This window comes from Saccharothrix australiensis (genome assembly GCF_003634935.1).
Classification (GTDB): domain Bacteria; phylum Actinomycetota; class Actinomycetes; order Mycobacteriales; family Pseudonocardiaceae; genus Actinosynnema; species Actinosynnema australiense.
In genome coordinates this window covers 4,457,154-4,484,081 of the sequence record NZ_RBXO01000001.1, presented here as the reverse complement: position 1 = coordinate 4,484,081, position 26,928 = coordinate 4,457,154, and the positions used below count along the sequence as shown (strand labels likewise).

General features: G+C 74.0%; 20 protein-coding genes. 12 read left to right on the top strand and 8 right to left on the bottom strand.

From position 1 onward, the window contains the following. Positions 1 to 33: 33 nt before the first annotated feature. From C8E97_RS19195 to C8E97_RS19165, 7 genes are all read left to right on the top strand, one after another. Positions 34 to 732, top strand: coding sequence for a DUF899 domain-containing protein (locus C8E97_RS19195; protein WP_121006961.1), 699 nt, complete (start codon positions 34 to 36; stop codon positions 730 to 732). A 460-nt stretch (positions 733 to 1,192) separates the two neighbouring features. Next, a complete protein-coding gene (locus C8E97_RS19190; protein ID WP_121011889.1) occupies positions 1,193 to 1,945 on the top strand; it encodes an SDR family NAD(P)-dependent oxidoreductase in 753 nt (250 codons plus the stop codon). A gap of 507 nt (positions 1,946 to 2,452) precedes the next feature. Next, complete coding sequence (locus C8E97_RS19185; protein WP_121006960.1) at positions 2,453 to 4,414, top strand: ASPIC/UnbV domain-containing protein; 1,962 nt, start codon at positions 2,453 to 2,455, stop codon at positions 4,412 to 4,414. Beyond that, a complete protein-coding gene (locus C8E97_RS19180; RefSeq protein WP_211347074.1) occupies positions 4,411 to 5,457 on the top strand; it encodes an enediyne biosynthesis protein in 1,047 nt (348 codons plus the stop codon). Before C8E97_RS19185 ends, C8E97_RS19180 begins: the two co-directional genes overlap by 4 nt. Next, entirely contained in the window at positions 5,454 to 7,886 is a 2,433-nt protein-coding gene (locus C8E97_RS19175; RefSeq protein WP_121006959.1) for a type I polyketide synthase, read from the top strand. Before C8E97_RS19180 ends, C8E97_RS19175 begins: the two co-directional genes overlap by 4 nt. Positions 7,887 to 7,965: 79 nt before the next feature. Then, complete coding sequence (locus C8E97_RS19170; RefSeq protein ID WP_121006958.1) at positions 7,966 to 8,520, top strand: flavin reductase family protein; 555 nt, start codon at positions 7,966 to 7,968, stop codon at positions 8,518 to 8,520. A 539-nt stretch (positions 8,521 to 9,059) separates the two neighbouring features. Then, positions 9,060 to 10,598, top strand: coding sequence for an acyl-CoA carboxylase subunit beta (locus tag C8E97_RS19165; protein WP_121011886.1), 1,539 nt, complete (start codon positions 9,060 to 9,062; stop codon positions 10,596 to 10,598). Positions 10,599 to 10,792: 194 nt separating this feature from the next. On the opposite strand, the gene C8E97_RS19160 is transcribed toward C8E97_RS19165, so the two are convergent. Beyond that, entirely contained in the window at positions 10,793 to 11,476 is a 684-nt protein-coding gene (locus tag C8E97_RS19160; RefSeq protein ID WP_121006957.1) for a TetR/AcrR family transcriptional regulator, read from the bottom strand. 78 nt (positions 11,477 to 11,554) lie between these two features. Between C8E97_RS19160 and C8E97_RS19155 the strand changes: the two genes are divergently transcribed. The 4 genes from C8E97_RS19155 (at position 11,555) to C8E97_RS19140 (ending at position 17,357) form a co-directional block, all read left to right on the top strand. Next, positions 11,555 to 12,829: a carotenoid oxygenase family protein gene (locus tag C8E97_RS19155; protein ID WP_121006956.1), complete on the top strand. Its 1,275-nt coding sequence runs from the start codon at positions 11,555 to 11,557 to the stop codon at positions 12,827 to 12,829. Positions 12,830 to 13,538: 709 nt separating this feature from the next. After that, entirely contained in the window at positions 13,539 to 14,510 is a 972-nt protein-coding gene (locus C8E97_RS19150) for a DUF1702 family protein (RefSeq protein WP_121006955.1), read from the top strand. A gap of 145 nt (positions 14,511 to 14,655) precedes the next feature. Beyond that, positions 14,656 to 15,447: a helix-turn-helix transcriptional regulator gene (locus C8E97_RS19145; protein WP_246019004.1), complete on the top strand. Its 792-nt coding sequence runs from the start codon at positions 14,656 to 14,658 to the stop codon at positions 15,445 to 15,447. A gap of 416 nt (positions 15,448 to 15,863) precedes the next feature. Next, the gene (locus tag C8E97_RS19140; RefSeq protein WP_342776237.1) at positions 15,864 to 17,357 is read left to right on the top strand and encodes an amidase; all 1,494 of its coding nucleotides are present in this window, start codon (positions 15,864 to 15,866) and stop codon (positions 17,355 to 17,357) included. 51 nt (positions 17,358 to 17,408) lie between these two features. Here the strand turns inward: C8E97_RS19140 and C8E97_RS19135 are convergent, their stop codons facing one another. From C8E97_RS19135 to C8E97_RS19120, 4 genes are all read right to left on the bottom strand, one after another. Next, the gene (locus C8E97_RS19135) at positions 17,409 to 18,107 is read right to left on the bottom strand and encodes an RICIN domain-containing protein (RefSeq protein WP_121006952.1); all 699 of its coding nucleotides are present in this window, start codon (positions 18,105 to 18,107) and stop codon (positions 17,409 to 17,411) included. 426 nt (positions 18,108 to 18,533) lie between these two features. Next, a complete protein-coding gene (locus C8E97_RS19130; RefSeq protein WP_121006951.1) occupies positions 18,534 to 19,616 on the bottom strand; it encodes a carboxymuconolactone decarboxylase family protein in 1,083 nt (360 codons plus the stop codon). 110 nt (positions 19,617 to 19,726) lie between these two features. Further along, positions 19,727 to 21,094 (bottom strand): cytochrome P450, encoded by a 1,368-nt coding sequence (locus tag C8E97_RS19125; RefSeq protein ID WP_281275441.1) that lies wholly within the window; start codon positions 21,092 to 21,094, stop codon positions 19,727 to 19,729. Continuing rightward, entirely contained in the window at positions 21,091 to 22,083 is a 993-nt protein-coding gene (locus C8E97_RS19120) for a DUF1702 family protein (RefSeq protein ID WP_121006950.1), read from the bottom strand. The genes C8E97_RS19125 and C8E97_RS19120 overlap by 4 nt, the downstream gene beginning before the upstream one ends. Positions 22,084 to 22,471: 388 nt before the next feature. On the opposite strand from C8E97_RS19120, the gene C8E97_RS19110 reads away from it, so the two are divergent. Further along, positions 22,472 to 24,019 (top strand): GMC family oxidoreductase, encoded by a 1,548-nt coding sequence (locus C8E97_RS19110; RefSeq protein ID WP_121006949.1) that lies wholly within the window; start codon positions 22,472 to 22,474, stop codon positions 24,017 to 24,019. Positions 24,020 to 24,081: 62 nt separating this feature from the next. On the opposite strand, the gene C8E97_RS19105 is transcribed toward C8E97_RS19110, so the two are convergent. From C8E97_RS19105 to C8E97_RS19095, 3 genes are read right to left on the bottom strand one after another with little or no spacing between them, the layout of a single operon-like run. After that, the gene (locus tag C8E97_RS19105) at positions 24,082 to 24,951 is read right to left on the bottom strand and encodes an SDR family NAD(P)-dependent oxidoreductase (RefSeq protein ID WP_121006948.1); all 870 of its coding nucleotides are present in this window, start codon (positions 24,949 to 24,951) and stop codon (positions 24,082 to 24,084) included. Next, on the bottom strand, positions 24,948 to 25,553 hold the full coding sequence (locus tag C8E97_RS19100; RefSeq protein WP_121006947.1) for a carboxymuconolactone decarboxylase family protein: 606 nt from the start codon (positions 25,551 to 25,553) through the stop codon (positions 24,948 to 24,950). Before C8E97_RS19100 ends, C8E97_RS19105 begins: the two co-directional genes overlap by 4 nt. Positions 25,554 to 25,560: 7 nt before the next feature. Next, positions 25,561 to 26,877, bottom strand: coding sequence for an ABC1 kinase family protein (locus C8E97_RS19095; RefSeq protein ID WP_121006946.1), 1,317 nt, complete (start codon positions 26,875 to 26,877; stop codon positions 25,561 to 25,563). Positions 26,878 to 26,928: the final 51 nt, after the last annotated feature.

The following is a 26,928-nucleotide window of genomic DNA, read 5'->3' as shown; positions in this document are numbered from 1 at the left end:
AGCCGCTTCCCCGGCAGCCCTGAGGAGATACAGATGAACCTTCCCCGTGTGGTTTCCCGAGCAGAGTGGTTGGAGGCCCGGAAAGTCCTGTTGGAAAAGGAAAAGGAAGTCACCCGCGCGCGTGACCTGATCGCGGAGGAGCGGCGCAGGCTGCCGATGGTCAAGGTGGAGAAGGAATACCTCTTCGAGGGGCCGGACGGCACCCTGACGTTCCCCGAGCTGTTCGAGGGGCGCCGCCAGCTGATCGTCCGGCACTTCATGTTCAGCCCCGGTGACGAGGAGGGCTGCATCGGCTGCTCCATGCAGGCCGACAGCGTCGGGGAACTCGCGCACATGTGGGGGCGGGACACCACGTTCGTCATGGTCTCCCGTGCGCCGTTGGCCGACTTCCAGCCGTTCAAGGCCCGGATGGGCTGGAAGATGCCGTGGTACTCGTCCTTCGGCAGCGACTTCAACTACGACTACGAGGTCTCGACCGACCAGGGCGAGTCGCCCGGCGTGAGCGCGTTCTTCCGCGACGGTGACGACGTCTTCCACACCTACTCGGTCTTCGACCGCGGTGGGGACATCTTCAAGAACTTCTACAACTACCTCGACATCACCCTCCTGGGCCGCCAGGAGGACCAGCTCGAGCACCCGTGGGACTGGTGGCGCTTCAAGGACCGCTACGACGCCGAGGACGCGACCGGCCCCGGCGGCAACTGGTGGAACGGCACCAGGTTCAAGTCGTAGCCGGGCGAGCCGTCCCGGTCCTCCGCCCGGTCGACCGGGCCGCGGCCCCGGCCGGCCGCCTGCCGGGGGCGCGGTTGCCCGCGTGCCCCGGCCGCGCGGTCGTGCCGGCCGGTCCGCGCGGCCGTGACCGGTCCGTGCCGCGATGGGTTCGCGCCGTGATGGGTCCGTGCCGTGATGGGTCCGTGCCGTGATGGGTTCGCGCGGCCGTGACCGGTCGGGTGGTCGTGCTCGGCGGGCCACCCCGTTCCGGCGCCTGGCGCTCGCCCCGTGCCAGGTGCCGGAGCCCCGGTCGCGGCGTCCACCCGGGTGACGACCTCGTAGCCGGGCGCGCGTCGTCCGTCCGGGAGCGGGGGAGCACTGCCAGACTCGGGCCACCGCGGCCGAACGGGACGTGCCGTCCGCGTCGGCGATCCCGCCCGACCCCGATCCGCAAGACATCCACGACTGGGAGGACAGCACCATGAGCGATTTGTCCGGCAGGACCGCGATCGTCGTCGGCGCGAGCCGGGGGCTGGGCCGCGGGATCGCGACGGCCCTGGCCGAGGCGGGCGCGCCGGTGGTCGCCGTCTCGCGGACCGCGACGACGTTCCCCGAGCCCGCCAACGGGTCGGGCGCGATCCACCCGGAGGTCGCCGACGCCGGCGAGGCGACCGCGCCCGCCGACCTCATCGGCAGGCACTCGCCGGAGGCGGTCGTCCTGGTGGCGGGCGCGAGCCCGTACATGCGGCCGTTGCAGCACCAGACCTGGGAGACGTTCTCGGTCAACTGGGAGACCGACGTCCGCATCGCGTTCCACTGGCTGCGCGAGATCCTGCTCACGCCGCTGCGGCCGGGCAGCCGAGTGGTCGTGGTCAGCAGCGGCGCCGCGCTGAACAACGAGGGCTCCCCGCTGAGCGGCGGCTACGCCGGCGCGAAGGCCACGCAGCGGTTCATCACCGGCTACGCCCAGGGCGAGGCGCGCGCGGCCGGGCTGGACATCACGTTCACCGCGGTGCTGCCGCGGTTCGCGCCGCAGACCGGCGTGGGCAGGCCGGCGGTCGCGGCGTACGCGGCCCGCGCCGGCCTGTCGGTGGAGGACTTCCTGCGGCACCACACGCCGCTGCTCACCCCGGAGATCGCGGGCGCGTCCGTGGTGGAGCTGCTGCGGGCCGAGGCGGCCACCGTCGCGCCCGCCTACGTGCTCACCGGGACCGGGCTGCACCAGCTGCCCTGAACCGGGCGGCGGCACGACGGCGCGGGCACGGGGCGGGACCACGACTGGTCCCGCCCCGTGCCCGTGTTCCGTTGTCCGCCAACGGGAATCGCTCTCCGTGCGGGGAGCCGCCCCGCCAACGCCGTCCCACCGCCCGCTGATCGGACCTCTCGCCTCACCACTCGGGGCGCGCGGAACATTCCGCACTCCGACGAACACCCGGATCACGCGCCGCCGCAACGCGAGCGAGGGCCGGACATCGCCCCACCGGTCGATCCGACCGAATTGCGCCGCCGCCGGCGCGGTCCCCTCAGCAAGGCGAGAGAAGCACGACCGGCCGGGCTCCTCCCATACTGGCTGGGAGTTAGTCGACAGTGGACGCCGTCATACCGGGCGAACGGTCGGGTGTCGAATTCGTCGGGCCCGGTGACCGCGCCACGCCATTTCGCTACGTATCCAGTGAGCCTGCCGGGAGGAAAGCTCCCGACGGCGTGCGGCGGGGAGATCATGGCTGAGTTTGCTGAACGAATGCGCAAGCTGGTTCCGGGCGTGGCGACGGTCCTCGTCGGCGCGTCGCTGTTCGCGGTCACGCAGAACGCTGTCGCGGTTCCCGGAGGGGACGAGATCGCCGCGCAGTACAAGTTCCGCGAGCTGCCGATCGCCCTCCCGGCGGGCTACGAGGACCGGCGGATGAACGACGTCCGGGAGGTGAACCCCGCCTACTTCCGCATCCGGAGCTGGGTGTCGTCGGTGGGCGCGGGCATCGCGATCAACGACCTGACCGGCCACGGCCGCGCCAACTCGATGTGCATCGTCGACACGCGGACCGACGAGGTGGTGGTGACCCACACCCCGACCGCGCCGGAGGCCGACCGGTTCACGCCGTTCCTGCTGGACCCCGCGCCGCTGCCGATGGGGCGCGCGATGGCGCCGACGGGGTGCACGCCGGGCGACTTCAACATGGACGGGCGGACCGACCTCCTGGTCACCTACTGGGGCCGCACGCCGATCCTGTACCTGGCCGAGGCCGGCGCGGAGACCGTCGAGCTGAACTCCTACACACCGCAGGAGCTGGTGCCCCAGGTGACCGTGGACGGCAAGTACCACGGCCCGAAGTGGCACACCAACGCGGTGACCGTCGCCGACCTCGCGGGCAACGGCCGGCCGGACATCATCATCGGGAACTACTTCCCGGACTCCGACGTCCTCGACCCGCTGGGGCAGAACAACGTCACCATGAACGACTCGCTGTCCAGCGCCCTCAACGGCGGCGGCAGCCACGTGTTGCGGTGGCACTCGGCGACGGCGGGCGACCGGCCCACCGCCGACTACGTGCTGGAGGCCGACGCGATCCCGTACCTGGCCGCGAACGGCTGGACGCTGGGCCTCAGCAGCGCCGACATGACCGGTGACGCGCTGCCCGAGGTCTACATCGCCAACGACTTCGGCCACGACTTCATGCTGCACAACACCTCCACGAAGGACCGCATCAAGTTCGCGGTGGTGGAGGGCGAGCGCACGGCGACCACGCCGAAGTCGTTCATCGTCGGCAACGACTCGTTCAAGGGGATGGGCGTCGACTTCGCCGACGTCGACCGCAACGGCAGCTTCGACATGGCGGTCAGCAACATCACCACGGCGTGGGGCTTGGAGGAGAGCCACTTCCTGTGGGTCAACGACGCCGAGAGCCCCGAGCGGATGCAGGCGGAGATGAGCCGGGGCGTCGCGAAGTTCACCCAGCGGGCGCAGAACCTCGGCACGGCCTGGTCCGGCTGGGGCTGGGACATCAAGATGGCCGACTTCACCAACAGCGGCAACCTCGACGTCGTCCAGGCGACCGGGTTCGTGAAGGGCGACATCGACCGGTGGCCGTGGTTGCAGGAGCTGGCCATGTCCAACGACATGCTGGTCGCCAACCCGGCCATGTGGCCGAACATGCAGCCCGGTGACGACATCTCCGGCCACGAGCCGCTGGCCTTCTTCGCGCGCGGACGCCACCACGACCAGTTCGTGAACGTCAGCGAGCGGCTCGGCCTGGCGGTCGAGCACCCGACGCGGGGCGTCGCGACCGGCGACACCACGCGCACCGGCGCGCTCGACCTCGCCGTCGCGCGGCAGTGGGGCCCGCCCGCCTTCTACGCCAACGAGTCGCCGGACCGCGGCGGTCACCTGACCCTGCACCTGTACCGGCCGGTGGACGGCCGGCGGACGGGCCTGTCCGGTCCCGGCACGCCGGTGTACGGCGCGACCGTGGAGGTGACCACGCCCGACGGCCGCAAGCAGGTCTCCCAGCTCGACGGCGGCGGCGGCCACAGCGGCAAGCGCAGCTTCGACGTCCACTTCGGGTTCGGCGACTACACGGGCCCGGTCTCGGTCGAGCTGCGGTGGCACGACCTGGACGGCCGGGCGCACGAGCAGACCACGCGGCTCGAACAGGGTGACCGCACCCTCGTCCTGACCAGCACCGCACAGGAGGTTTCGGCCAAATGACCGCCACCGCCCACACCGCCGACCCGGCGGGCAACGGCCAGCCGGCCCCGGCGTCGACGATACCCGCGCCCAAGCGGCCCAAGCTGGACCCCCGGTACGTCGCGCTGCGCAACTTCGCGCTGTCCATCAGCGTGTTCAACACCTTCGGCTACACCCTGCTCGGGTTCGAGCAGCCGTGGCTGTGGCCGATCCTGGCGGTGCTCACCGGTTACACCACCGAACTCGTGCTGGAGGTCATCAGCGCGCGCGCCAACCGGCGCGCTCCCCGGTTCGCCGGGAACGGGGTGCGTGGGCTGTACGAGTTCCTGCTGCCCGCGCACATCACCGCGCTCGCCGTGAACATGCTGCTCTACGCCAACAACCAGCTGTGGCCGGTGCTGTTCGGCGTGTTCTGCGGCGTCGCCGCCAAGCACGCCCTGCAAGCGCCGATCGCCGGCCGGATGCGGCACTACATGAACCCGTCGAACTTCGGCATCACCGTCGCGCTGCTCTGCTTCGGCTCCTGGATCAGCATCGCGCCGCCGTACGAGTTCACCGAGGAGGCGAACTACTTCTGGCGCGTGATGATCCCGATCATCATCGCGACCGCGGGCACCGTGATCAACGGGATGCTCACCAAGCGCGTGCCGCTGATCGTGGGCTGGATGGGCGGGTTCGCGATCCAGGCGTTCCTGCGGCACTGGATCTGGGACGTCTCCCTGTACAACGCGCTCGGCGTGATGACCGGCGTGGCGTTCGTGCTGTTCACCAACTACATGATCACCGACCCCGGCACGACGCCGACGAAACCGTTGAACCAGTTCATGTTCGGCAGTGGCGTTGCCTTCGTGTACGGCATCCTCATGGCGTTCAACGTGGTGTACACGCTGTTCTTCGCCACCGCGATCGTGTGCCTGCTGCGCGGCATGGGCTGGTGGGTCGCGCACCTGCGGGCCAAGGCCAAGCAGGCGCGGACGGCGCCGGGCGTCGAGCAGGGGCCCGCCGCGCCGGGGCGCGCCGCCCAGCCGGCCGGGCACGACGGCAGCGGAGTGGTCACGGTATGAGCGCCGCGCGGATCGCCATCGTCGGCATGGCCTGCCGCTACCCGGACGCCGACTCGCCGGATCGGTTGTGGGAGAACGTGCTCGCCGGCCGCCGGGCGTTCCGCCCGCGGCCGGGCGGTGGACGGGACGACGACGGCCGTCACCCGGCCGGCCCGGTCACCGGGCCCGGCGCGGCCGACCCGGCCCACCGGCTCGCGCTGGAGGTGGCCGGCCGGGCGCTGGCGGACGCCGGTTTCCCGGACGCCGGGGGACTGGCGGGGCGGACCACCCGCGTGGTGGTCGCCGAGGGACCGGACGGCGCCCATCCGGTGACGGTCGGTGGGACCGCCCGCGGCGTCGCCGCGCGGATCGGCGACCACTTCGGCTTCACCGGCGGCGGTCACGCGGTCGACGACGCCTGGTCGTGGTCGCTGCTGCCGGTCGTCACGGCCGCGGAGGCGCTGGCCGCCGGTGAGGTCGACGTCGCCCTCGCCGGCGGCGTCGACGTGCCGGCCGCCGTGGTCGCCGACGACGCGACCACCGGCGGTGCGCCGTCGGGCGACGAGGCCGCGTGCGGCGTGGTCGTGCTGGTGCGCGAGCGCGACGCCCTGGACCAGGGGCTGCGCGTCTACGCGACCATCACCGGCTGGGGCGTGTCGTCCGGGGAGCAGGACCACCCGGAGGTGGGCCACCGGGTGGCCCTGCGCCGGGCGTACCGCCGCGCCGGCTACGACGTCGGCACCGTCTCCTGCTTCCAGGGGCACGGGGTCGACGCGGCGCTCGGCGACGCGCGGGTGTCCGCGGCGCTGAGCGCGGTCGAGGAGAACATCGGGCACACCCGAGCCGCGGCGGGGGTCGCCGGACTGCTGGCGGCGGCCCTCGCCGTGTTCCACCAGACGATCCCGCCGCCGACCGGTCCGGCGTCGGCGCACTTCGACCCGACGCGGGACGACGAGGCGCGGGCGTGGCCGGCGGACCGGCCGGTGCGCGCCGGCGTCGCGGCCGCGGGCAAGGGCGGGACCGCCACGCACGTCGCGCTGGAACTGCCGACCGGCGCCCGGCGCGCGGCGGGGCCCGCCCGGCAGGCGGTGACCGCGGTGGCCGGCCGCCAGGACGCCGAGCTGCTGCTCGTCGACGGGCCCGACCTCGACGCGGTGCGCGGGCGGCTCGCGGGGCTGGCCGACCGGGCGGCCACCCTCACCGACGCCGGGCTGACGGACCTGGCGGGCGCGCTCGCCGACGAGGTGTCCGGCGGTCCGGTGCGCGCGGCGGTCGTGGCGACGTCGCCGGACGACGCGCGGCGCGGGCTCGCGCGGCTGGTGGAGCTGACCGGGTCCGGTGGCACCGGCGTGTTCCGGCCGGAGGAGGGCGTCTTCTTCGACCGGCGCACGACGCGGCCGGCCATCGCCTACCTGTTCCCCGCGCAGGGGTCGCGCGGCGGCGGGACCGGCGCGCTCTGGCGGCGCTTCCCCGTCGCGGCGGGCGTGCTCCGCGCCGCCGGCCTGCCGTCCCGCGCCGACCGCACCGCGCCGGAGGACGCCCAACTCCGCGTGGTGGCCGGCTCGCTCGCCGCCGTGCGCGTGCTGGCGACCGCCGGTGTGGCGGCCCGGATCGCCGTCGGGCACAGCCTCGGCGAGTTCACCGCGTTCGCGTGGGCGGGAGCGATGGGCGAGGACCGGCTGCTCGCGCTGGTCGCCGCCCGCGGCCGGGTGATGGCGCGGGCGAGCGACGGCGGCGGCGCGATGGCCGTCCTGGTGGCCGACCCCGCGCGGGCGACCGCGCTGGCGCACGGCGAGGACGTGGTGATCGCCGGGTACCACGGCCCGGACGAGACGGTGGTGTCCGGTCCGGCGGACGCGGTCGACCGGGTGTGCGCCGCGGCGGCGGCGGGCGGGGTGCGGGCGATCCGCCTCAAGGTCCCGCACGCCTTCCACTCGCCGCTCGTCCAGCCGGCCGCCGACGCGATGGGCGAGGTGCTCGCGGGGTGCTCGTTCCGCCCGGTGCGCCGGGCGGTGGTCTCCACGGTCACGGCCGACCTGGTGGACGAGCGGGCCGACCTGCGCGCCCTGCTGCGCGACCAGGTGCTCGCGCCGGTGCGGTTCCACGAGGCCGCGCGCCTGGCCGTCCGGGACGCCGACCTGGTGCTCGAACCGGGGCCCGGCCGGGTGCTCACCGACCTCGTGCGCCGGATCGACCCGGCGGTCCGTGCGCTGCCGGTCGACACCGAGAGCCCGTCGCTCGCACCGCTGCTCGCGGCGGTCGGCGCGGCGTTCGCGCTCGGCGCGGCGATCGAGCCCGCGGCGCTGTTCGCGCGGCGGGTCCGGCGACCGCTGCGGCTCGACGGCCCCGCCGCCGGGCACGGCGCGGAACCGGTGCGGACGGGTGGGCACTGCTGCTCGCCGACCGCGCGCCCCGTACCCGTCCGGGTGCCGGTGGGCGGGGACGGCTGATGCGAGACCGGTCCGGGATCGGCCGCACCACCGGGTCCGGGTCACCGGGACCGGCCACGCTCGCGACAGGAAGGCGATCATGACCGTCAACGGATCCGCGCCGAACGGCGCCGGCCACCCGGCCGGTCCGCCGACCGCGCAACGGATCGCGCAGCGGCTGCGGGAGACGATGCGCGAGTTCGCCACCGGCATCACCGTGCTGACCACCGGCGGCGACCACACCCACGGCATGACGGCGAACGCGTTCGGCTCGGTGTCGCTGGACCCGCCGCTGGTGATGTGCTGCGTGGCGCACTCGGCCGCGATGCACGCCGCGATCGGCGGCGCCGGGCACTTCGGGGTCTCGATCCTCGGCGCGGACCAGGAGCACCTGGCCCGCTACTTCGCCGACCGGCGGCGCCCACGCGGCCGGGCGCAGTTCGACGCCGTCCGCTGGCGGCGTGGCGCGCACACCGGCGCGCCGCTGCTCGTGGGCTCGCCGGCGTGGCTGGAGTGCCGGCTCGCGCACGCCCACGAGGGCGGCGACCACACCATCTTCGTCGGCGAGGTGCTCGCCACCGGCGCGGAGCCCGGCCGCGACCCGCTGCTGTTCTTCGGCGGCGACTACCACCGGGTGGCCGCCCGCACCGCGTGACGGGTGGCGACGAACGGGAGACCGACACCGCGCGCCGGGCCGCGTGCCCGACGCCGGAGCCCAGGAGGAGATGCGCCCATGCTGGTGACCGATACCCGTGGCGCCGGGTCGTCCGGCGTCCGCCCGAGCACCGCGACCGCGGGCGTCGGGCACCGGGCGCGGACGACCGTCCGCGCCGAACCCGCCGACGAGGCGGTCGGCCCACGCGCACGTCGGTCCACTGTGGACCGCGCTGCGCCCGCGCCCGGTCCCGGCCGGGCGGCACCCCGCCGCACCGGCTTCGTCATCGGGTCCGCGCGGGCGGTAGTGCGATGACCGGGCAGGTGACCGGCACCGGGCGCGGCGACGGCGCGGTGGACCTCGTGCCGGTCGAGCCGCCGCGCCCCGGCAACGGCAACGGCAACGGCGACGGCAACGGGCGCGGCAACGGCGGTGGCGGCGGTTCGCCCGCAGCCACCCCGAGCGCGACCGCCACCCCGACCGCCACCCCGACAGCGCCGCCGGCCGGGAGCCCACCACCGGGCGCGCCCCCGCGGACGATGCAGGACGTGCGCCGGGACCACGAGCGGCTGCGCGAGCGGATCGTCGCCGGCGACGCCGCGGCGATCAGCCGCCAGCACGCCCTCGGCAAGCGGACCGCGCGGGAACGCCTGGACCTGCTGCTCGACGAGGGCTCGTTCGTCGAGATCGACCTGTACCGGCGGCACCTCGGCACCGGCCTGAAGCTCCGGACCAGGCCGCACACCGACGGCGTGATCGCCGGCAGCGGCACCGTCGACGGCCGCCGGGTGTTCGTCTACGCCCAGGACTTCACCGTCTTCGGCGGCTCGCTCGGCGAGGCGCACGCGGCGAAGATCCACAAGGTGATGGACCTCGCGCTCGCCACCGGGTCGCCGATCATCGGCCTCAACGACAGCGGCGGCGCGCGCATCCAGGAAGGCGTGATGTCCCTGCACGGCTACGGCGGCATCTTCCGCCGGATCGTCGCCGCGTCCGGCATCGTGCCGCAGATCAGCGTCGTGCTGGGGCCCTGCGCGGGCGGCGCGGCGTACTCGCCCGCGTTGGCGGACTTCACGTTCATGGTGCGCGACACCGCCCAGATGTACCTGACGGGGCCCGACGTGGTGCACGCCGTCAGCGGTGAACGGGTCGGCCACGACGAACTCGGCGGGGCCGACGTCCACGGCGGGCGGTCCGGCGTCGCGGCGTTCGTCCACGACGACGAGGTGGCCTGCCTGGAGGAGGTGCGCCACCTCCTGTCCCTGTTGCCCAGCAACAACGTCGACGCCGCGCCCAGTGCCGGGCCGTGCGACGCGACCACCGACCTCCGGCCGCGGCTGGCGGAGGTCGTGCCGGTGGAGCCGAACCGGCCGTACGACATGCGGCAGGTGGTCGAGGAGGTCGTGGACGACGGCGAGTTCCTCGAAGTGCACCGGGACTGGGCGCGGAACGTCATCTGCGCGCTCGGCCGCGTCGACGGCGAGACGGTCGGCGTGGTCGGCAACCAGCCCAGCGTGCAGGCCGGCGTGCTGGACATCCCGGCGGCGGAGAAGGCCGCGCGGTTCGTGCGCTTCTGCGACGCCTTCGGCATCCCACTGGTGACGCTGGTCGACGTGCCGGGTTTCCTGCCGGGCACCGACCAGGAGTACGGCGGGATCATCCGGCACGGCGCCAAGCTGCTCTACGCCTACTGCGAGGCGACGGTGCCGCGCGTCCAAGTAGTGGTGCGCAAGGCGTACGGCGGCGCGTACATCGTGATGGACTCCCGGTCCATCGGCACCGACCTCTCGCTGGCGTGGCCGACGAACGAGGTGGCGGTCATGGGCGCGGACGGCGCGGTGAACGTGCTGTTCCGCCGGGAGCTGGCCACCGCGGCCGACCCGGCGGAGCTGCGGGCCGAGCTGATCGCCGAGTACGCCGAGGCGCTGATGCACCCGCAGTACGCCGCCGAGCGGGGGCTGTTCGACGACGTGATCGACCCGGCGGAGACGCGGGCGGCCGTGGCGAAGGGCCTCGCCATGCTGCGGGACAAGCGCGCCGAGCCGCCCCGGCGCAAGCACGGCAACATCCCGCTGTGACGGGGGAGGGGCGGGGGCCGGCGGACACACGCCGGCCCCCGCCCCTTTGCGCTCGGGGCACAGGGGTTTCCTCCGGCCGTGCCGCGTCGTCCCGTGCTGTCGCGCGCGTGCGCCGTCACCGCGCCGCGTGCTTTCCGCTGTGCCACAAGGCTTGAGCACCCGTCGCCAGGGGCCACGGGTTCCGTCGCGCGCCGTCAGGACCGGTGCGCGACCGACTCCGGCTCCGCCTCGACCTCGCGCCGCCGCCGCCTCCTCGACGCCCTCATCGACGCCGCCGACGCCTTGGTGTCGTCGCCGACACCGACGATGAGGCTGCTCAGCAGCGTGTCGTAGCAGCGGTCGGCGTCGACCGGGTCGATCAGGTACCCGCCGAGTTCGAGGTTCACCAGGCCGTGGGTCGCGATCCACATCTGGTGGGCGATCAGCAGCGGGTCGCCCGTGCGGAACCGGCCCGCCTCGATGCACCGCGTGACGCAGCCGACGACGGTGAGCAGGGTGTACCGGCCGTACTGGCGGTCCTCCTCGGTGAGCGAGAACCCGGCGAGCGACTGGCCGCCGAACATGACCGCGTACAGGTGCGAGTTCGCCTTCGCGTTGTGGCGGTAGGCGTGGCCGAGCACCAGCATGTCGGCCACCGGGTCGTCGGTCTGGCGCACCCTGGCGAACTGGCGCTCCAGGCGGGCGAACCCCTCGTGCACCATCGCCCTGACCAGACCGCTCATGCTGCCGAAGTAGGTGTAGACGGCCATCGTCGAGGTGCCCGCCTCGGCGGCGATCTTGCGGGTGGACAGCGCCTGGGCCCCGTGCTCGGCCAAGAGCCTCGCCGCGATGTCGACGAGTGCGGTGCGGATCTCGGGGTCGAGCTTTCGCGGACTCACCTTGACAGTGTTGCACAACGCCGTTATCGTTGACCTAACGTTGTTATGCTACGGCGCGGAGAACGCGAGGTGACCCGCATGACCGCCCTGGTCCGGGAGCCGGAGGCACCCACCACTGCCCTCGCCTCTTCCTTCGACTGTCCGAAGCGGGTCGAACTGCTGCGGGTGGACGGCGTGCTGCCGGTCGACGTCGCCGGCCTGTACCTCCAGGCCGACCCGCACCCGGCGCACGCGCACCGGCTCGACCACCCGGAGGTCCACGGCGGACCCGTCGTCCTGTCCGGGGTGCGGCTGGAGGCCGGCACGGCGCGCTGGTACCGCGCGACGCCGGCGGGCGCGGCAGGCCGCCGCTCGCCCGCCGACCTGTTCGGGCCGGTCCCCGCGCTCGCGCCCGCGCTGCACCCCGGCGGGCACGGGCCGGACGGCCGCTGCCGGAGCGCCCTCGCGCGTCCCGTCGCGGACCGCGCGGGCCGGTGGCACTCCGTCGTCACCTACCCCGGCCTCGGGTACGCCGAGCACGTGGTCGCCGCGGGCGACGGGACCGTGCTGCGGGCGCGGCCGTTCCCGCTGGACGGCTCGCCGCTCGTCACCGGGGTGGCGCTCACCGACTCGCACCTCGTCCTGTTCGACCTGCCCGTGGTGCACAGCCGGGCGGCGGACCTGGTGGGCGAGCGCTTCCCGTACGCGTGGCGACCGGGCCGCCCGGCGCGGATCGGGCTGCTGCCCCGCGCGGGCGACGAGCCCGAGGCGCAGTGGTTCCCCGTGCCGCCCTGCTTCGTCACCGACGTCGTCAACGCTTACGAGGACGGGCATCGGGTCGTCGTGGACGCGGTGAGCAGGCCGCGCGCGTTCGCGGGCGGTGAGCCGGGCGGCGAGCCGGGAGGTGAGCCGGGCGGCGGGCCCTCGGCGGTGCGCCGGTGGACGGTCGACCGTTGCACCGGCCGCGTCGCCGTCGGCGAGCCCGTCGCCGAGGTGGGCACGGCGGTGGTGGACGGCCGGGTCGCCGGCGCGCGGCACCGGTTCCTGTACGGCGTGGGGCGCGCGGGCGGCGGCGCGTCGCTGGTCCGCCACGACACCGCGACCGGGCGCGCCGAGGTGCGGGAGTTCGGCGAGGGCACGCGGGTGGGCCGGCCGCAGCTCGTCGCGAGCCGGGGCGGCGGCGAGGGCGGCGGTTTCCTCCTCGTGCCGGTCGAGCGGGTCGCGCAGCGGTGCGGTGAGCTGGTCGTGCTGGACGTCCAGGACGTCACCGGGCGTCCCAGGGCCGTCGTGCGCATCCCGACGCGCCTGCGGGCCTCTCAGCGCACCGCGTGGCACCCCGCGCCGGCCGCGGGCTCCCGGCGGTGCCGCGGCTGACGGGCGCGGAGCCCGACCGCGGCGGCTCGTCGCCACGGGACGGCACGCGGGCGCGGTGGCGCTGCGTGACGCGTGGGCACGGAGCGACTCCGGCCCGGCGCGTCGCCGTGCCCGTGCGTGCTGCCGTACGGCGGAGCGGGCTACCCGGAACGCAGGACGCCCGTCTCGCAAAGTGCGCTCCTCGTGCGCGGCCGATCATTTGCGCAGCTCCGCCTGCTAGCGTCAATCGCAGTGACGCGGAAAGTTCCACAGGCACGGCGTCGACGGGCGGTGGAGATCGATGAGCCGGACCTGAGAAACCACCGCGACGCGGCACCGGTGGGCGGAATCACGGGCCGCCGGCGGAGTCCGGGGAATCGCGCCGGATGACCGCGGGCGGCCGTGCCCGGAATCCACCGGGAAGCACTCCACTGGGGAAGGAACAGCCATGTGCGATCGGGTCCGGTGTGCGCTGTCCGGGGCGCGGGTCCACATCACCGGCGGCCCGGTCGACGTGACGGGACGGCCGGTCGCGGCGACGCCGCCGCGACGGCGCGCGGCCACCGGCGCGGGCGTCGGGCCCGCCGTCCGACGAGCGGGAACGCGCCGGGTCGGGCCGGTTCTCCGCACCGCACGCGCGAGGTAGCCCCGGCAACCGGAGCCGGGCGGCCTCGCCGACGAGGCCGCCGCGCGCGGCTCCCGAGCACCGACGGAGAATACGTTGAGCAGCATGTACCGGGCGCTGCGGCGCCGCATCCTCACCCCCGCGATGTCCGAGACCTCGGTGGCCGTCCGCGGTTTCCACGAGAAGTCGCCGGAATCGACCGAGATGCTCGAAACGGTCGGCCGGATGTTCCTGACCGGTTACGGCTACGCGGCCGAGTCGCGCCACCCGCTGGAAGTGGAGGAGCGGCTGGAGGAATTACCGGTCCGCTTCAAGGGATTCGCCTACGAGGGCGCGGCGATGGGGTTCGCCGTCCGCGACGGGCTGCCGTTCGGCAGCCGGCGGAGCGTGGCCGAATTCCTCACCGGGCGCGCCGACAAGCACATCTATATGGCCTACGTGGGCGTGGGCTGGGCGCTGGCGCGGGTGCCGCGCTTCCGCTGGCCCGCCGTGACCGCGAGCCTGTCGGACCACCTGCTGCGGTGGCTCGTCCTGGACGGCTACGGCTTCCACCAGGCGTACTTCCACCCGGACAAGTACGTCCACGCGCACTACCGGGAGCCCTCGTTCCCGTGGCCCGCGGACTACCCGCAGACCTACATCGGCCGCGCGATCGACCAGGGTATCGGCCGCGCCCTGTGGTTCGTCGGCGGCACGGACCCGAACGTCGTGGCCGACACGATCGAGAGCTTCCCGGCGGAGCGGCACTCCGACCTGTACAGCGGCGCAGGGCTCGCCGCGACCTACGCGGGCGGCGGTGACGAGCGCGAGCTGGCGGTGTTCCGGGACCGCGCGGGCGAACACCTGCCGGTCGTCGCCCAGGCGTGCGCGTTCGCGGCCACCGCGCGGGTGCGGGCCGGGCTCGTCGTGCCGCACAACGAGATCGCGAGCCGGGTCTTCTGCGGGATGGGGGTGGCCGAGGCGTCCGACGTCAGCGTCCGCCACCAGCCCAGCGGCCCGGTGGAGGGAGACGTGCCCGCCTACGAGGTGTGGCGCAGGCGCGTGGCGGACGAGTTCCGCGCGCGGGGACGTGCCTGACCGTGGCCGGGCACGGCACGGGGCACCGGGGCGTTCGGGCCGCCGAGGGGCGTGGGGGCGGTGCCGGGTGGCGCACCGCCGAGGCTGGAGCGAGTGGAATGGAGGGGCTGTCGTGCAGGATGCGGTAGAACGTGCGATCGATACCATGTGGAGCCGCTACGACGAGCCGCTCTCGCTGGCCGACATGGCGGACACCGCGATACTGAGCAAGTTCTACTTCTCCAGGGTGTTCCGGACGCTGACGGGCACCTCGCCGGGGCGGTTCCTCACCGCGATCCGGCTCAGCAAGGCCAAGCAGCTGCTGCTGGAGACCTCGCTGAGCGTCACGGAGATCTCGTACATGGTGGGCTACAACAGCCTGGGCACGTTCACCAGCCGCTTCACCCGCAGCGTCGGCGTCTCACCGGCCCGCTACCGCGCGCTGTCCGGCGAGGGCGTCCTGTCGCTGTCGGCGTTCCCCGGACCGGCGCGGGCGCACCAGGGCGGCGCGGTGTGCGGTTGGGTCGACGTGCCGGACACCGGGACGCCCGTGCGGGTGTACGTGGGCGCGTTCAAAGACCCGATCGCGCAAGGGCTCCCGAGCGCGTGCGACATCCGGGACGGCGCGGGGCCGTACCGGTTGGACTCGGTGCCGGAGGGGCAGTGGTTCATCCGGGCCGCCGTGGTGGCGGTCCACGACCTCGACCCGCAGCCGTCGAAGCGCCGTCCGCTGCTCATCGGCGCCGCCGAGTCGATCACGGTGCGGGCCGGCCGGACCGCCGAGGCGGACATCGAGACGCGGCTGTCCCGCCTGCTGGACCTGCCGATCCTGCTGGCGCTGCCCGAACTGGATTGTGTGATTGGCTCGACGGTGTCCAATGGCCCGACTCCGTCAGGCGGCTCGGCCGCCTGGGAGTCGGCGGCTCACGGGGCGAGGTTCGCCGATCGAAAAGCGTGATCGGCAAGAACCGCGCGGTGAACCACCGACGCGGCTGTGTCTAATGGCCCGACTCCGTCGGGCGGCTCGGCCGCCTGGTGGTCGGCGGCTCACGGGGCGAGGTTCGCCGATCGAAAAGCGTGATCGGCAAACCTCGCGCCGTGAACCACCGACGCGGCCTCGCGTGCGAGCGGAGCGAGTGGGGGAGCGGAGCGAGCGGAAGCGAGTGGGGGAGCGGGGCGAGAGAGGGCTGGCTGAAGTCTTTTGCCGGATAGTCGTCGTGGTGTGTCGCGGGCGAGAATCGGGATGGCGGTGGTGAGGGAGGGGTCATGGCGGGACGACCGGGCAAGCGGGTGGCCGCGCTTGCGGCGGGGCTCGTTCTCCTGTCCACGGCTGCCGTTCCCGTGAGTGCGGCCGGGGATCGGGTGGCTCGGTGGGTGGTCGACGCGGATGCCACGAGGCTGGGTGAACTGCTGGCCGACGGCCGGGTGACCTCCGTCGGGCTGGTCGAGGCGTACCGGGCGCGCATCGAGGCATTCGAGCGGTCCTACGCCGACCAGCCGGGTGTCAACGCCGTCATCCGCGAGGACCCCGACGCGATCGCCGTCGCCGCCCGGCTCGACGCCGAACGCCGGCGCGGCCACGTCCGCGGTCCGCTGCACGGCATCCCGATCCTGGTCAAGGACAACTACGACACCGGGGACATGCCCACGTCGAACGGCTCGCTGGCGCTGCGGCACTGGCGCACCGCCGACGACGCCGAGCAGGTGGCGCGGCTGCGCGAGGCGGGCGCGATCGTCGTCGCCAAGACCAACCTGCACGAGTTCGCCAGCGGTATCGAGACGATCAGCTCGCTGGGCGGGCAGACCCGCAACCCCTACGACCAGGCCCGCTACCCGGGCGGGTCCAGCGGCGGCACGGCCGCCGGGCTCGCCGCCGCGTTCGGCGCGGTCGGCCTGGGCTCGGACACCTGCGGCTCCATCCGGAACCCGGCGGCGCACAACGGCCTGGTCGGGTTGCGGCCCAGCCTCGGGCTGTCCAGCCGCGACGGGATCGCGCCGCTGTCGGAGACCCAGGACACCGGCGGGCCCATCGCCAAGTCGGTCCGCGACGTCGCGCTCGTCCTGGACGCCACCGTCGGGTACGACCCCGACGACCCGTCCACCGAGGCGGCCATCGGGCGGACACCGCCCACCTACACCACCGCGCTGCGCGACACCGCGTTGGCCGGTGCCCGTATCGGCGTGCTCACCGACTACCTCGGCGCCACCGCCCCGGAGCAGCCGACGACCGAGCTGGTCCGGGCCGCCACCGCGGACATGGCGGCGCAGGGCGCGACCGTCGTGGACCTGCCGCCGCAACCGGCCCTCATGGCGGCCGTGGACGCCTCCTGGGTGATCCTCGACGAGCACGAGCGCGACCTCGACCGCTACCTCGCGGCGCCGGGCTCCCGGTTCCCGCCCTCCCTGGCCCGGCTGGAGCCGCCGGCGGACCGGGTGACGCTGGCCGACATCGTCGCCTCCGGCCAGGTCACCCCGACCGTGCTGGAGCGGCTCAGGGCCAGGCTCGGTCGCTCGACCGGCCCGCAGGACGAGTACCACCAGCGGTTGGCCCGCCGGGCGGAGGCGCGACAACTGCTGAAGGCGCTCCTGGCGGACCACGACCTCGACGCGCTGGTCTACCCGACCGTCCCGCGGCAGGCGCCGCTGATCGGCCAACCGCAGTCGGGAGGCAGGTCCTGCGCCCTCGCCGCCAACACCGGGTACCCGGCCCTGACCGTGCCGGCGGGCTTCACCCCGGACGGCCTGCCGGTGGGCGTCGAGCTGCTGGGCGCGCCGTTCAGCGAGCCGGTGCTGCTGGGCTTCGGGTTCGACTACGAGCAGGCGACGCACCACCGCAGGCCACCGGCGAGCACGCCACCACTGACCTGACCGCGCACGCGTGCGCGATCCCCGCCGGCCGGCCGGCGGGGCGAGCAGGCGTCACGCGCTGTGGAAGGTCCACCGTTGCAGCGGGGAGTAGGTGATCGACCAGTTGCCGACCCGGTTGCCGTTGCCGCCACCGTCGGACGCGAAGGCGTCCATCACGTTGGCGCCACCGCCGAGCAGCACGGAGATCTCGTAGTCGGAGGTGTCGCTGCGCCAGAACGGCCAGTACTGCTGGCCGGTGCTGGGGTAGTAGTCCCACAGGATGTACTGCCAGCCGTTCGCGCCACCGGACGAGGCCGGGTAGTCGAGGGAGCGGCCGCTGCGGGCGTTGATGATCTTCATCCAGTAGTTGCCGGTGTTGCCGTTGTTGTAGACGTACCACTTCTCCGTGATGCCGCCGTTGCAGTCCCAGAGCCCGACCCGGTTGCCGTTGCCGCCACCCTCGTTGTAATGGGCGTCGAGGCAGCGGCCGGTGCCCTTGTTGACGATGTAGAACGGCCCGTCGAGGGCGGCCGAGACGTCGGCCGAGAGGTTCGGGGGTATGACCCCGCGGTCGCCGGCGGCGCTGGGCAGTCCGGCCGGGCGTGGTCCGGTGTCCGCGATGATCCGGTGCCGGGACGGCGCCGCCCGGTCGGCCGCCGCGGAGGCGTCGACATCGTGCTTGACGGGGGTGTCGGCCACCCCGGCGCTCGGGAAGGCCAGCGCGGCGGCGACCACGACGGCCACTCCCGTCACGATCCGCTGGATTCGCATGGTGCGGGACCTGTTCCTCTCCTGTGGCGGATAGGCGGAGGGCGATGGCGCGCCGTAGTCGTTCCGCGCCGGCCATCGGGTGTGGTGCTTCCGGCGCGCGAAGAAGCGCACACGTCGAGGAGTTCGGCGGTGTGGGGGCGAACTCGGCAGGACGACAGGCGACACGAGTGCGACTCGCCGCGGATACCGCCTGGTACTGCCTCGCCGGCAGGGTCAGTGTCCTCCGCCCGACATGAGGGCGCATCGCCCATCCGGGTGCCGGGAAGTCGTGAGTCCGTTGGGCCCCAGGCGATTGCGACTACCTGGCAGGCGGGCTCGACCGGAAGTTCCCGCTCGGCGCGGCGATCGCGGACGCCACGGCGAGCCCCGTGACGGCACGGCGGCGGCCCCGGACAGTGCGTCCCGGAGCGGCCGGTGGTCCACCGCTCACGTGGACCGCGACGTCGACGCCGTCGGACCGGCGTCGGTCTCCTCGGCCCGGATGCGCATCCACCCGCCCACGCGCCGCGCCGCCGCCAAACTCGCCCACGACGTCAGGTCGATCAGCGAGCGGTCGTCGGGCCGGCGCTCCCGGAAGCGGTCGACGACCGACTGGTCGACCTGGTAGGACGCCAGCGCCGTGAGCAGGGCCAGGCGGCCGGCCGCGCGCTCGTCGCCGGGCAGCGCCGCGACCGCCTCCTCGACCCACGCGCGGCTCAGGCCCATCGGCCGGCCGTCCCACCGCGCCAGGTGCGCCAGGACCGACTCCCGCACCCCGGACGGCACCGAGCGGCGGCCCGCGCCGTCGATCGCGGCGGCGCCGCGCGCGTACGCCTCGGCGATCGCCGGGTTGCCCTCGGCCCACCGCAGGTCCTCGGGCAGCGGCGCGGCGGGCAGCAGGTCGAGCGACGCGCCCGGCCGCGGACCCCGCCGCTCGGCCGACTTGATCAGCCAAACCAGCACCCGGCGCACCACGGTCATCGACGCGGCCGGCACGTGCGGCGGCAGCGGCAGCTCGCCCAGGAACAGGTTCACCATGCGGTTGAGGTACTCCAGGATTACCGCCGTGCCGACCATCTCGGGCGCGTGCCCCACCGGGAACGGCACCGGGTGCCCGGCCCCCGTGTCGGGGCTGCCGTTCGCGGTGGCCCAGGCGGAGGCCGCCCGCGCCGCCGGGTCCGCGACCGCGCCGCGGCCGACCAGGTCGCTCAGCATCGACGAGTGCATGGCGACGCAGAACGGGCAGCTGTTGCCCTCGGACACCGCGGTGCTGACCGCCTCCTTCAGCGCCCTGGGCACCGCTCCGGGCACCAGCAGCGTCTCGCGCAGCATCAGCCAGCTCGCGGCCAGCACGTCGGGCGCGGGCGCGTGCAGCGCGATCGGCGGCGCGAGCACGCCGAAGTCGCGTTCGAGCTCCCGGTAGATCCGGGCCACGTCGCCGCGGGCAGCGCCGTACCGGACGGGCCGCACTTGCCGCACCTGCGCGGTGGACAGCCCGCGCAGACCGGCCTGCACCAGTGTTCCTAGCATCGGAATCGGCTCCTCCACCGGGCGTCAGGGGTGTCGGGGACAGCGTCCCGGACCGGCGGCCCGTCGCGGTACTCCCCGATTCGGTCGGGGTGTGGTCGCCGGCCCGGCGCTCACCCCGCGGACCGCACCGTCATCGGCAGCCCGCCGCGCACGCGCAGCGTCAGCATCGGCTCGGGCCGGACGTCGTAGCCCGGCACCGTGGCGAGCCGCAGTTCGCGCACGACGCACGCGGTGACGATCGTCGCCTCCAACATGCCCAGGCCGCTGCCGACGCACACCCGCGGTCCCGCGCCGAAGGGGATGTAGGCGTACCGGGGCCGGCCGGCCGCGCGGCCGGGGTCGAACCGGTCCGGGTCGAACACCTCCGGCCGGTCCCAGAACGCCGGGTGTCGGTGCAGCGTGTACGGGCAGATGACGACGTCGGCGCCGGCGGCCACGCGGTAGCCGCCGACCTCGTCCTCCGCGCGGGCCAGCCGGGGCAGCAGCCACACCGGCGGGTACAGCCGCATGACCTCCTGGAGCACCATCGTGGTCTGCCTCAGCCGGTGCACGTCGGCGTAGGTGGGCAGCCGGTCGCCCAGCACCTCCACCGCCTCCGCGTGCAGCCGCTCCCACACCTCCGGGTGCCGGTCGAGCAGGTGGAACGTCCAGCTCAACGTGCTGGCGGTGGTCTCGTGCCCGGCCAGCAGCAGCGTCACCATCTCGTCGCGCATCCGCCGCCGCCCGGCCCGCGCGTCGACCTCGCGGCGGGTCGCCTCGATCAGCCGGGACAGGACGTCGTCGCCCTCGGCGGTCGGGTTGGCGGCCCGCTCGGCGGCCAGGCGGGCGACGATGCGGTCCAGGTCGGCCCGCGCGCGGCGGAACCGCAGCTGCTTGGGCAGCGGCACCCAGGTGGGCAGCGCGCTCAGCGTCATCATCTCGAACATCGCCTGGTCCTGGACGGCCTCGAACGACTCGCCGATGGACTCGAACGCGCCGAGGTCGGCGTCGAGCAGGGTGCGCCCCAGCACGCCGAGGGTCAGCCCGGTCATCTCGGCGCTGATGTCGACCGGCGCGCCGTCGCGGCGCTCGCGCAGCCTGGCCACGAGGCCCGCCGCCTCCTGGGCGATCGCGTCGGCCTTGCCGTTGATCCGCTTGGCGGTGAACACGGGCTGGATCGTCTTGCGCTGCGCCTTCCACACCTCGCCCTCGCTGGTGAGCAGGCCGTCGCCGAGCGCGCGGCGGGCGTGCACCAGGCCGATGCCCTTGAGGTAGTTGGCGCTGTTGTCGGCCAGCACGTGCTTGGCGTGGTCGGGGTGGTTGAAGAAGTGCAGCGACTTGGGGCCCAGTCGTAATCGGACCGCGTCGCCGTAGCGACGGGTGACCGAGGTCATCACCGACAGGCGGTCCTTCGCCATCCTGGCCAGCAGGCCCAGCGTCGCGCTGCGCGGCGGTCCGGGCAGCGCCGGTCGCGCGTGGGGCAGGTCGGTCGCGGTCACGCGGTCACCCCCGAGTCGGTCACGAAGGCGGCGGCGATGCGCTCGCGCCACACCTCGTAGGAGGGGACGCCGGGGTGCTCGGGCACCTCGGCGGTCGCCGGCGGTCGCGTCCGGTCGCACAGCGCCGCGGCCTCCTCCGGCGTCCGTCCACACAGGACCCCGGTCGCCAGGGCGGTGTGCTCGTCGGCCAGTCCCGCCGCCACCCGCGCGGTCGCGCCGAACGCGCTGCCCTGCGCGAGGGCGGGCCGCCACGCGCCGGCGCGGGACCGCAGCAGCCGCAGCTCCGCCGCGTCCGCGCCGCCCGCGTAGGTGGCGGCCAGTCCCGCGCCGCTGTAGAGGTCGGCGCGGCGGTGCTCCGGGAACGAGTCGAGCAGGTCGGCCACGACCTCCGGGTCGGCGCCGCCGACGAACCACGCGGCTCGGCCGACGCCCTGGTCGACGGCGCGCTCCGCGTACCGGGACGGGCCGTCGGGCGGCCAGTGGAGGCGCTGGTCGCGGTGTTGCCCGCGCAGGTACCGGTGGGTGTGGAAGTACGCTTGGTGGAACCCGTACCCGTCGAGCGCGAGCCAGCGCAGCAGGGGGTCGGCGAGGAGCAACCGGGACCAGCGGAACCTCGGCGCCCTGGCCATCGCCCAGCCGATCCCGACGTGCACCAGGTAGCTGTGCCGGGCGGCGCTCCCGGCGAGGAACCGCGCGGTGCGCCCGCCGCGCCCGAACGGGAGCGCGTCGCGCACCGCGAACGCCATCGCGGCGCCCTCGTAGGCGAACCCGCGGAACCGCCGGGGCACCAGCTCCAGCCGCGGTTCGGGTTCGTCGGGGGTGCGCGCCTCGGCGGCGATCGCGTAACCGCGCAGGAAGGAACGGCCCGCGGTCTCCAGCAGCTCGCGCGCGGCGGGGCCCTTGTCGTGGAAACCGCGCACCGAGAGCTTCGCGTTGGAGACACCGGGAGTCAGGATGCGGCTGCCGATCGCCCGCCACGTGCTGGACAATGTTCGCTCCCTTCGTCCCGCCGCGGGTGGCGGCGCACGGACTGAGTGAATGGTGGGCGGCGGGCGCGCCGGCTGCCTACTTCGAGCTTGCGTATCGGGCGCGCCGGCCGGGAAGGACGGCAGCACAGGAGAAGCCCGGCGGCGGTTCCCCCGGATGTCGCCGCCTCTCGACGCCCCCGACGCCCCCAACGCCGCCGACGCCGCCGACGCCGCCGACGCCGCCGACGCCGCTGACCCCCGACGCCACCGACGCCGCCGACCACCGTCGCGGCGCGGCGCGCGGCGGGCAACGCGTGAGTAGCAACCGCGCCGCGCGCGGTGCGAGGCTCGGCGAAAGGAGGTCGCAGAACCCCTGCGCCCGAAGTGCCAACAACCTTCGAGGACTCTCATGACGGCTCAATATGACGACATCATCGTCGGCGCCGGATCGGCCGGGGCGGTGCTCGCGGCCCGACTGAGCGAGGACCCCGACCGACGCGTGCTGCTCCTGGAAGGCGGCCCGGACTACGTCGCGCCCGAGGACATGCCGGAGGACATCTTCTACGGGCGGACGATGTCGTTCGTGGACCACGACTGGACGTTCCGCGCGGACGTCCACGACGGGCGCAGGATCAGGTACCCGCGCGGCCGGACCACCGGCGGCTCGTCGGCGGTCGGCGCGACGGTCGGGCTGCGCGGCGTGCCCGCCGACTACGACGAGTGGGCCGCCGCCGGCAATCCGGGCTGGTCCTACGCCGACGTCCTGCCGTACTTCCGCAGGCTGGAGGACGACCTGGACTTCGGCGACGGCGAGTTCCACGGCGCGGGGGGCCCGATGCCGATCCGCCGCTGGCGGCCCGAGGAGCTGGCGCCGGGGCAGACGGCGTTCGTCGAGGCGTGCCGGGACGCCGGGTTCCCCGCGGTCGAGGACCACAACCACCCGGAGTCAACCGGGATCGGGTCGATCCCGTCCACCCGGCCGGACCGCGTGCACCGGGCCACGACCGGGACCACCTACCTGCGGGCGGTGCGGGGCCGGGCGAACCTGGAGATCCGCGCGCGCACGACGGTGGACCGCGTGGTGTTCGAGGGCTCGCGCGCGGTCGGCGTGCTGGCGTCCGCGGCGGGCGGCTCCGCCGAGCTGGTCGAGGGCCGCCGCGTCATCCTCGCCGCCGGCGCGGTCGCGTCGCCCGCGATCCTGCTGCGCTCCGGCATCGGCCCGGCCGAGGACCTGCGCCGGCTGGGCGTCGACGTCCGCGCGGACCTGGCGGGCGTCGGCGCGAACCTGGTCGACCACCAGCGCACCGGCGCGTTCCTGGTGCCGCAGCCCGGCGTCACCGACCCCACCGAGGCGTTCCTCCAGCAGATCCTGCGCACCACCTCACCGGTCACCGGCGAGTTCAACGACCTCCAGTACTACATGGTCAACCACTTCGACCTGGGCCCGTTCCCGGAGTTGCAGATGCTGGCCGGCGCGACCGAGATCCTGGGCGTGATGGTGGTGGCGCAGCGGCCCGGCTCGCGCGGCCGGATCACGCTGCCGTCGACCGACCCGGCGGCGGCGCCGACGATCGAGCTGAACTTCCTCGACGACGAGCGCGAGATGGACGTCCTCGTGGACGGTGTGCGCACCGCCTGGCGCCTGGCGCACCACCCCGACATCCTCAAGCTCGGTCAGGGTTTCGTGGTGCTGCGCGACGCCATGATCGACAAGGACGACATGGTGCGGCAGTACGTGAAGACGAGCCTGGAGAGCGCGTACCACCCGGCGGGCACGGTCCGGATGGGACCGGCCTCCGACCCCGACGCGGTCGTGGACGCGCGCGGCGCGGTGCACGGCGTCGAGTCGCTGCACGTGTGCGACGCGTCGATCATGCCGAACACGGTGCGCGCCAACACGAACCTGACCTCGATCATGATCGGGGAGCGGATCGCGGACCGGCTGCGCGAGGACTGAGCGCGGGGCACGCGGAAACGGCTCCGGACCGAACGGTCCGGAGCCGCTGCCACGTGGGCGCGTCAGGGTTGGGGGAAGAACCGGGTGACGAACGCCTCCCACGCCCGGTCCCCGAAGATCGCCCGCTGCGGTCGCAGCAGCCGGACGGGGATGCCGATCCGGTAGCGGATGCGCGGGTTGGGCGCGGTGATGGCCCGCTCCACGACCTCCGCGACCTTGCCCGACCGCACGGACGTCCGGCCGCGGCCCTTGGGGTGGTCGACCTCGCGGTACGCGCCGTGCCAGGTCACGAACCGCTCCCAGAAGTCGGCGTAGAGGTCGCTGTCGGTGTCCAGTCCGAGGTCCCCGACCGTGGTGGGCACGAACGAGCCGAGGATCGGCGACGGCTCGATGATGGCCACCTTGATGCCCCACGGCGCCACCTCCAGCCGCAGCGAGTCGCTGATGGCCTCCAGGGCGTGCTTGGTGGCCTGGTAGTAGCCGCGGCCGGGGGTGGCGAACAGGCCGAAGATCGACGACATCATGACGATCCGGCCGGACCGCTGCTCCCGCATGCCGGGCAGCACCAGCTGCGTCATCCGGGACAGGCCGAAGAAGTTCGTCTCGAACTGCCGGCGCACCTGGTCCAGCGGCGTCTCGCCGATCGTGCCGTTGAGGCTGTAGGCGGCGTTGTTGACCAGCACCCCGACCGAGCCGTGGTCCTCGGTGACCCGCTTCACGGCGGCCACCATCGACTCCTCGTCGGTGACGTCCACCTGGAGCGTCGTGATGCCCTCGTCGGCGAGGTCCTGCAAGCCCTCCAGCCTGCGCCCGGTGGCGTAGACCGGCATGCCCGCGCGGTGCAGGCGCAACGCGGTCGCGCGGCCCGTGCCGGAGGACGCGCCGCCGGACGAGTTGACCCCGGTGATCAGGACCGCGCGCGACGGACTCACCGGTCGCCCCCGGTCGGGATCTCCTGCTGCGAGACCCGGCTCGCCGCCACCGACAGGCCGAGGCCGAGGCCGTCGACCATGCGGGTGATGAAGTTGAACATCGAGGCGGTGAAGAAGCCCTCCAGCAGCTCCTCGCGGGTCCAGCCGGCGTCCAGCGCGTGCTGCCAGTCCTCGTCGGTGATCTTGTACGCCTCGCGGCTGAGCTTGGTCAGCAGCCGCAGCAGGACCTTGGTGCGGTCGTCCACCGGCAGGTCCTCGACGCTGCTCGCCGACTCGACGGCCTTGGCGATCTCCTCGGGCCCGCCGAACGCGCGGAAGAAGAAGTTGTGCGTGCCCACGCAGTACGGGCACTCGTTGACCTTCGACGTCCACGCGGAGATCAGCTCCCGCGTCGGCCGCGGCAGGACGCCGCCGAGGTACATCCCCTTGTACCCGGCCACCACGGCCTCCAGCAGGTCGGGCCGGGTGGACGTCAGGCGGAACATGTCGGGGACGAACGGCAGGTTCGTGGCCTGCTTGATCTCCTCGTACAGCTCGGCGAGGCGGCCCTCGGCCTGGTTCTCCTCGATCAGCGGGACTCGGACGTGCGTGGTCGCGTCCATGTCGGACTCACCTTTCCACAGTGGATTCGGCAGCGCGCGGTGTGTTGCGGCGGCGGAGGATCGGTACCGCCTCGGCCTGGAAGTCGACGTCGGAGTCGAAGACCTTGATCATGCCCTCGATGACCAGCAGCGAGAGCAGGGGGAACGCGAACTCGGGCGCGGGGAACAGGCCGAACCGGCGCTGGAGGTCGAACAGCCGCCCCGCGAACCGCGCCAGGTCGAACTCGCCGGACTTCGCGCCGGAGGTCTCGGCCACCAGCTCGCCGAGCCCGGCGCGGAAGCCCTCCAGGTCGCAGTCGTCGGCGACGTGCGCGGCGCTCTCGATCACGACCTGCGCGCACATCCAGCCGTCGCCCAGCGCCATGTTGATGAAGAAGTCGGCGAACGACCTGCGCACCGGGTCCGGCAGCCGGATGACGAAGCCGGCGTCCAGCATGACCAGGTCGGCGCGGTGGTCGAAGTACAGGTTGCCGGGGTGCAGGTCGCAGTGCACCAGGCCGTCGACGAAGAGCATCTCGTAGATCGCGGCGAGCACCGCGCGCACCACCGCGCGCCGGGTGTCGGCGTCCAGCTCGCCGGGCTCGAACCGCGTCAGGTCGGTGACGTACTCCATGACGACGGTCTCGGCCGTGCACAGCTCGGGCAGCGGCTCGGGGATGCGCACGTTGTCGAACCCCGCGAGGTTGGCGCGCAGCGCCGCCAGGGACGCGGCCTCGGCGGCGAAGTCGAGCTGGCGCAGGATCGCGCCGCCGACCTGCGCGTGCATGAGCTTGAACGGCATCCGGCGCAGCCGGGGCAGCACGCCCAGCAGGGTCATCGCCGAGGCGGCCAGCGCGAAGTCCTGCCGCATCACCCGCTCGATGCCCGGACGCCGCACCTTGACCGCGACGCGCCGCCCGTCCCACGTCACCGCCTCGTGGACGGTCGCGATGCTGCCGCACGCCACCGGCTGCCACCCGAACTCCCGGAACGGCCACGGCCGGTCGCGGTAGGCGCGCCGGACGGCGCGCTCGATCCGCCGCCTGCTCGGCGGCGAGGCCGCGTCGGTGAGCCGCGCCAGCGGCGTGGTCACCTCCGCGGGCAGCAGGTCGCGCCGGGTGCTCAGCAACTGGCCGATCTTGATGTAGGAGGGGCCCAGGCGGGTCAGCATCCGGACCCAGCGGTCGCCGTCGCGCAGGCCGCGCCCGTCCCGGCCGCGCCGCAGGCGCGCCCCGAGGGCGGACCCGCCGATGAGGACGGCGTAGCCGCACACGACGGCGGCGACCCGGCCGAAGCGCAGCACCAGGCCGGGCAGTCGGGCCAGGCGACCGGTGATCTCGTTCAAGATCGCCCCCTGTCGTCGGATCGATCCGGGCGGCGGAGCGCCACCCGGCTT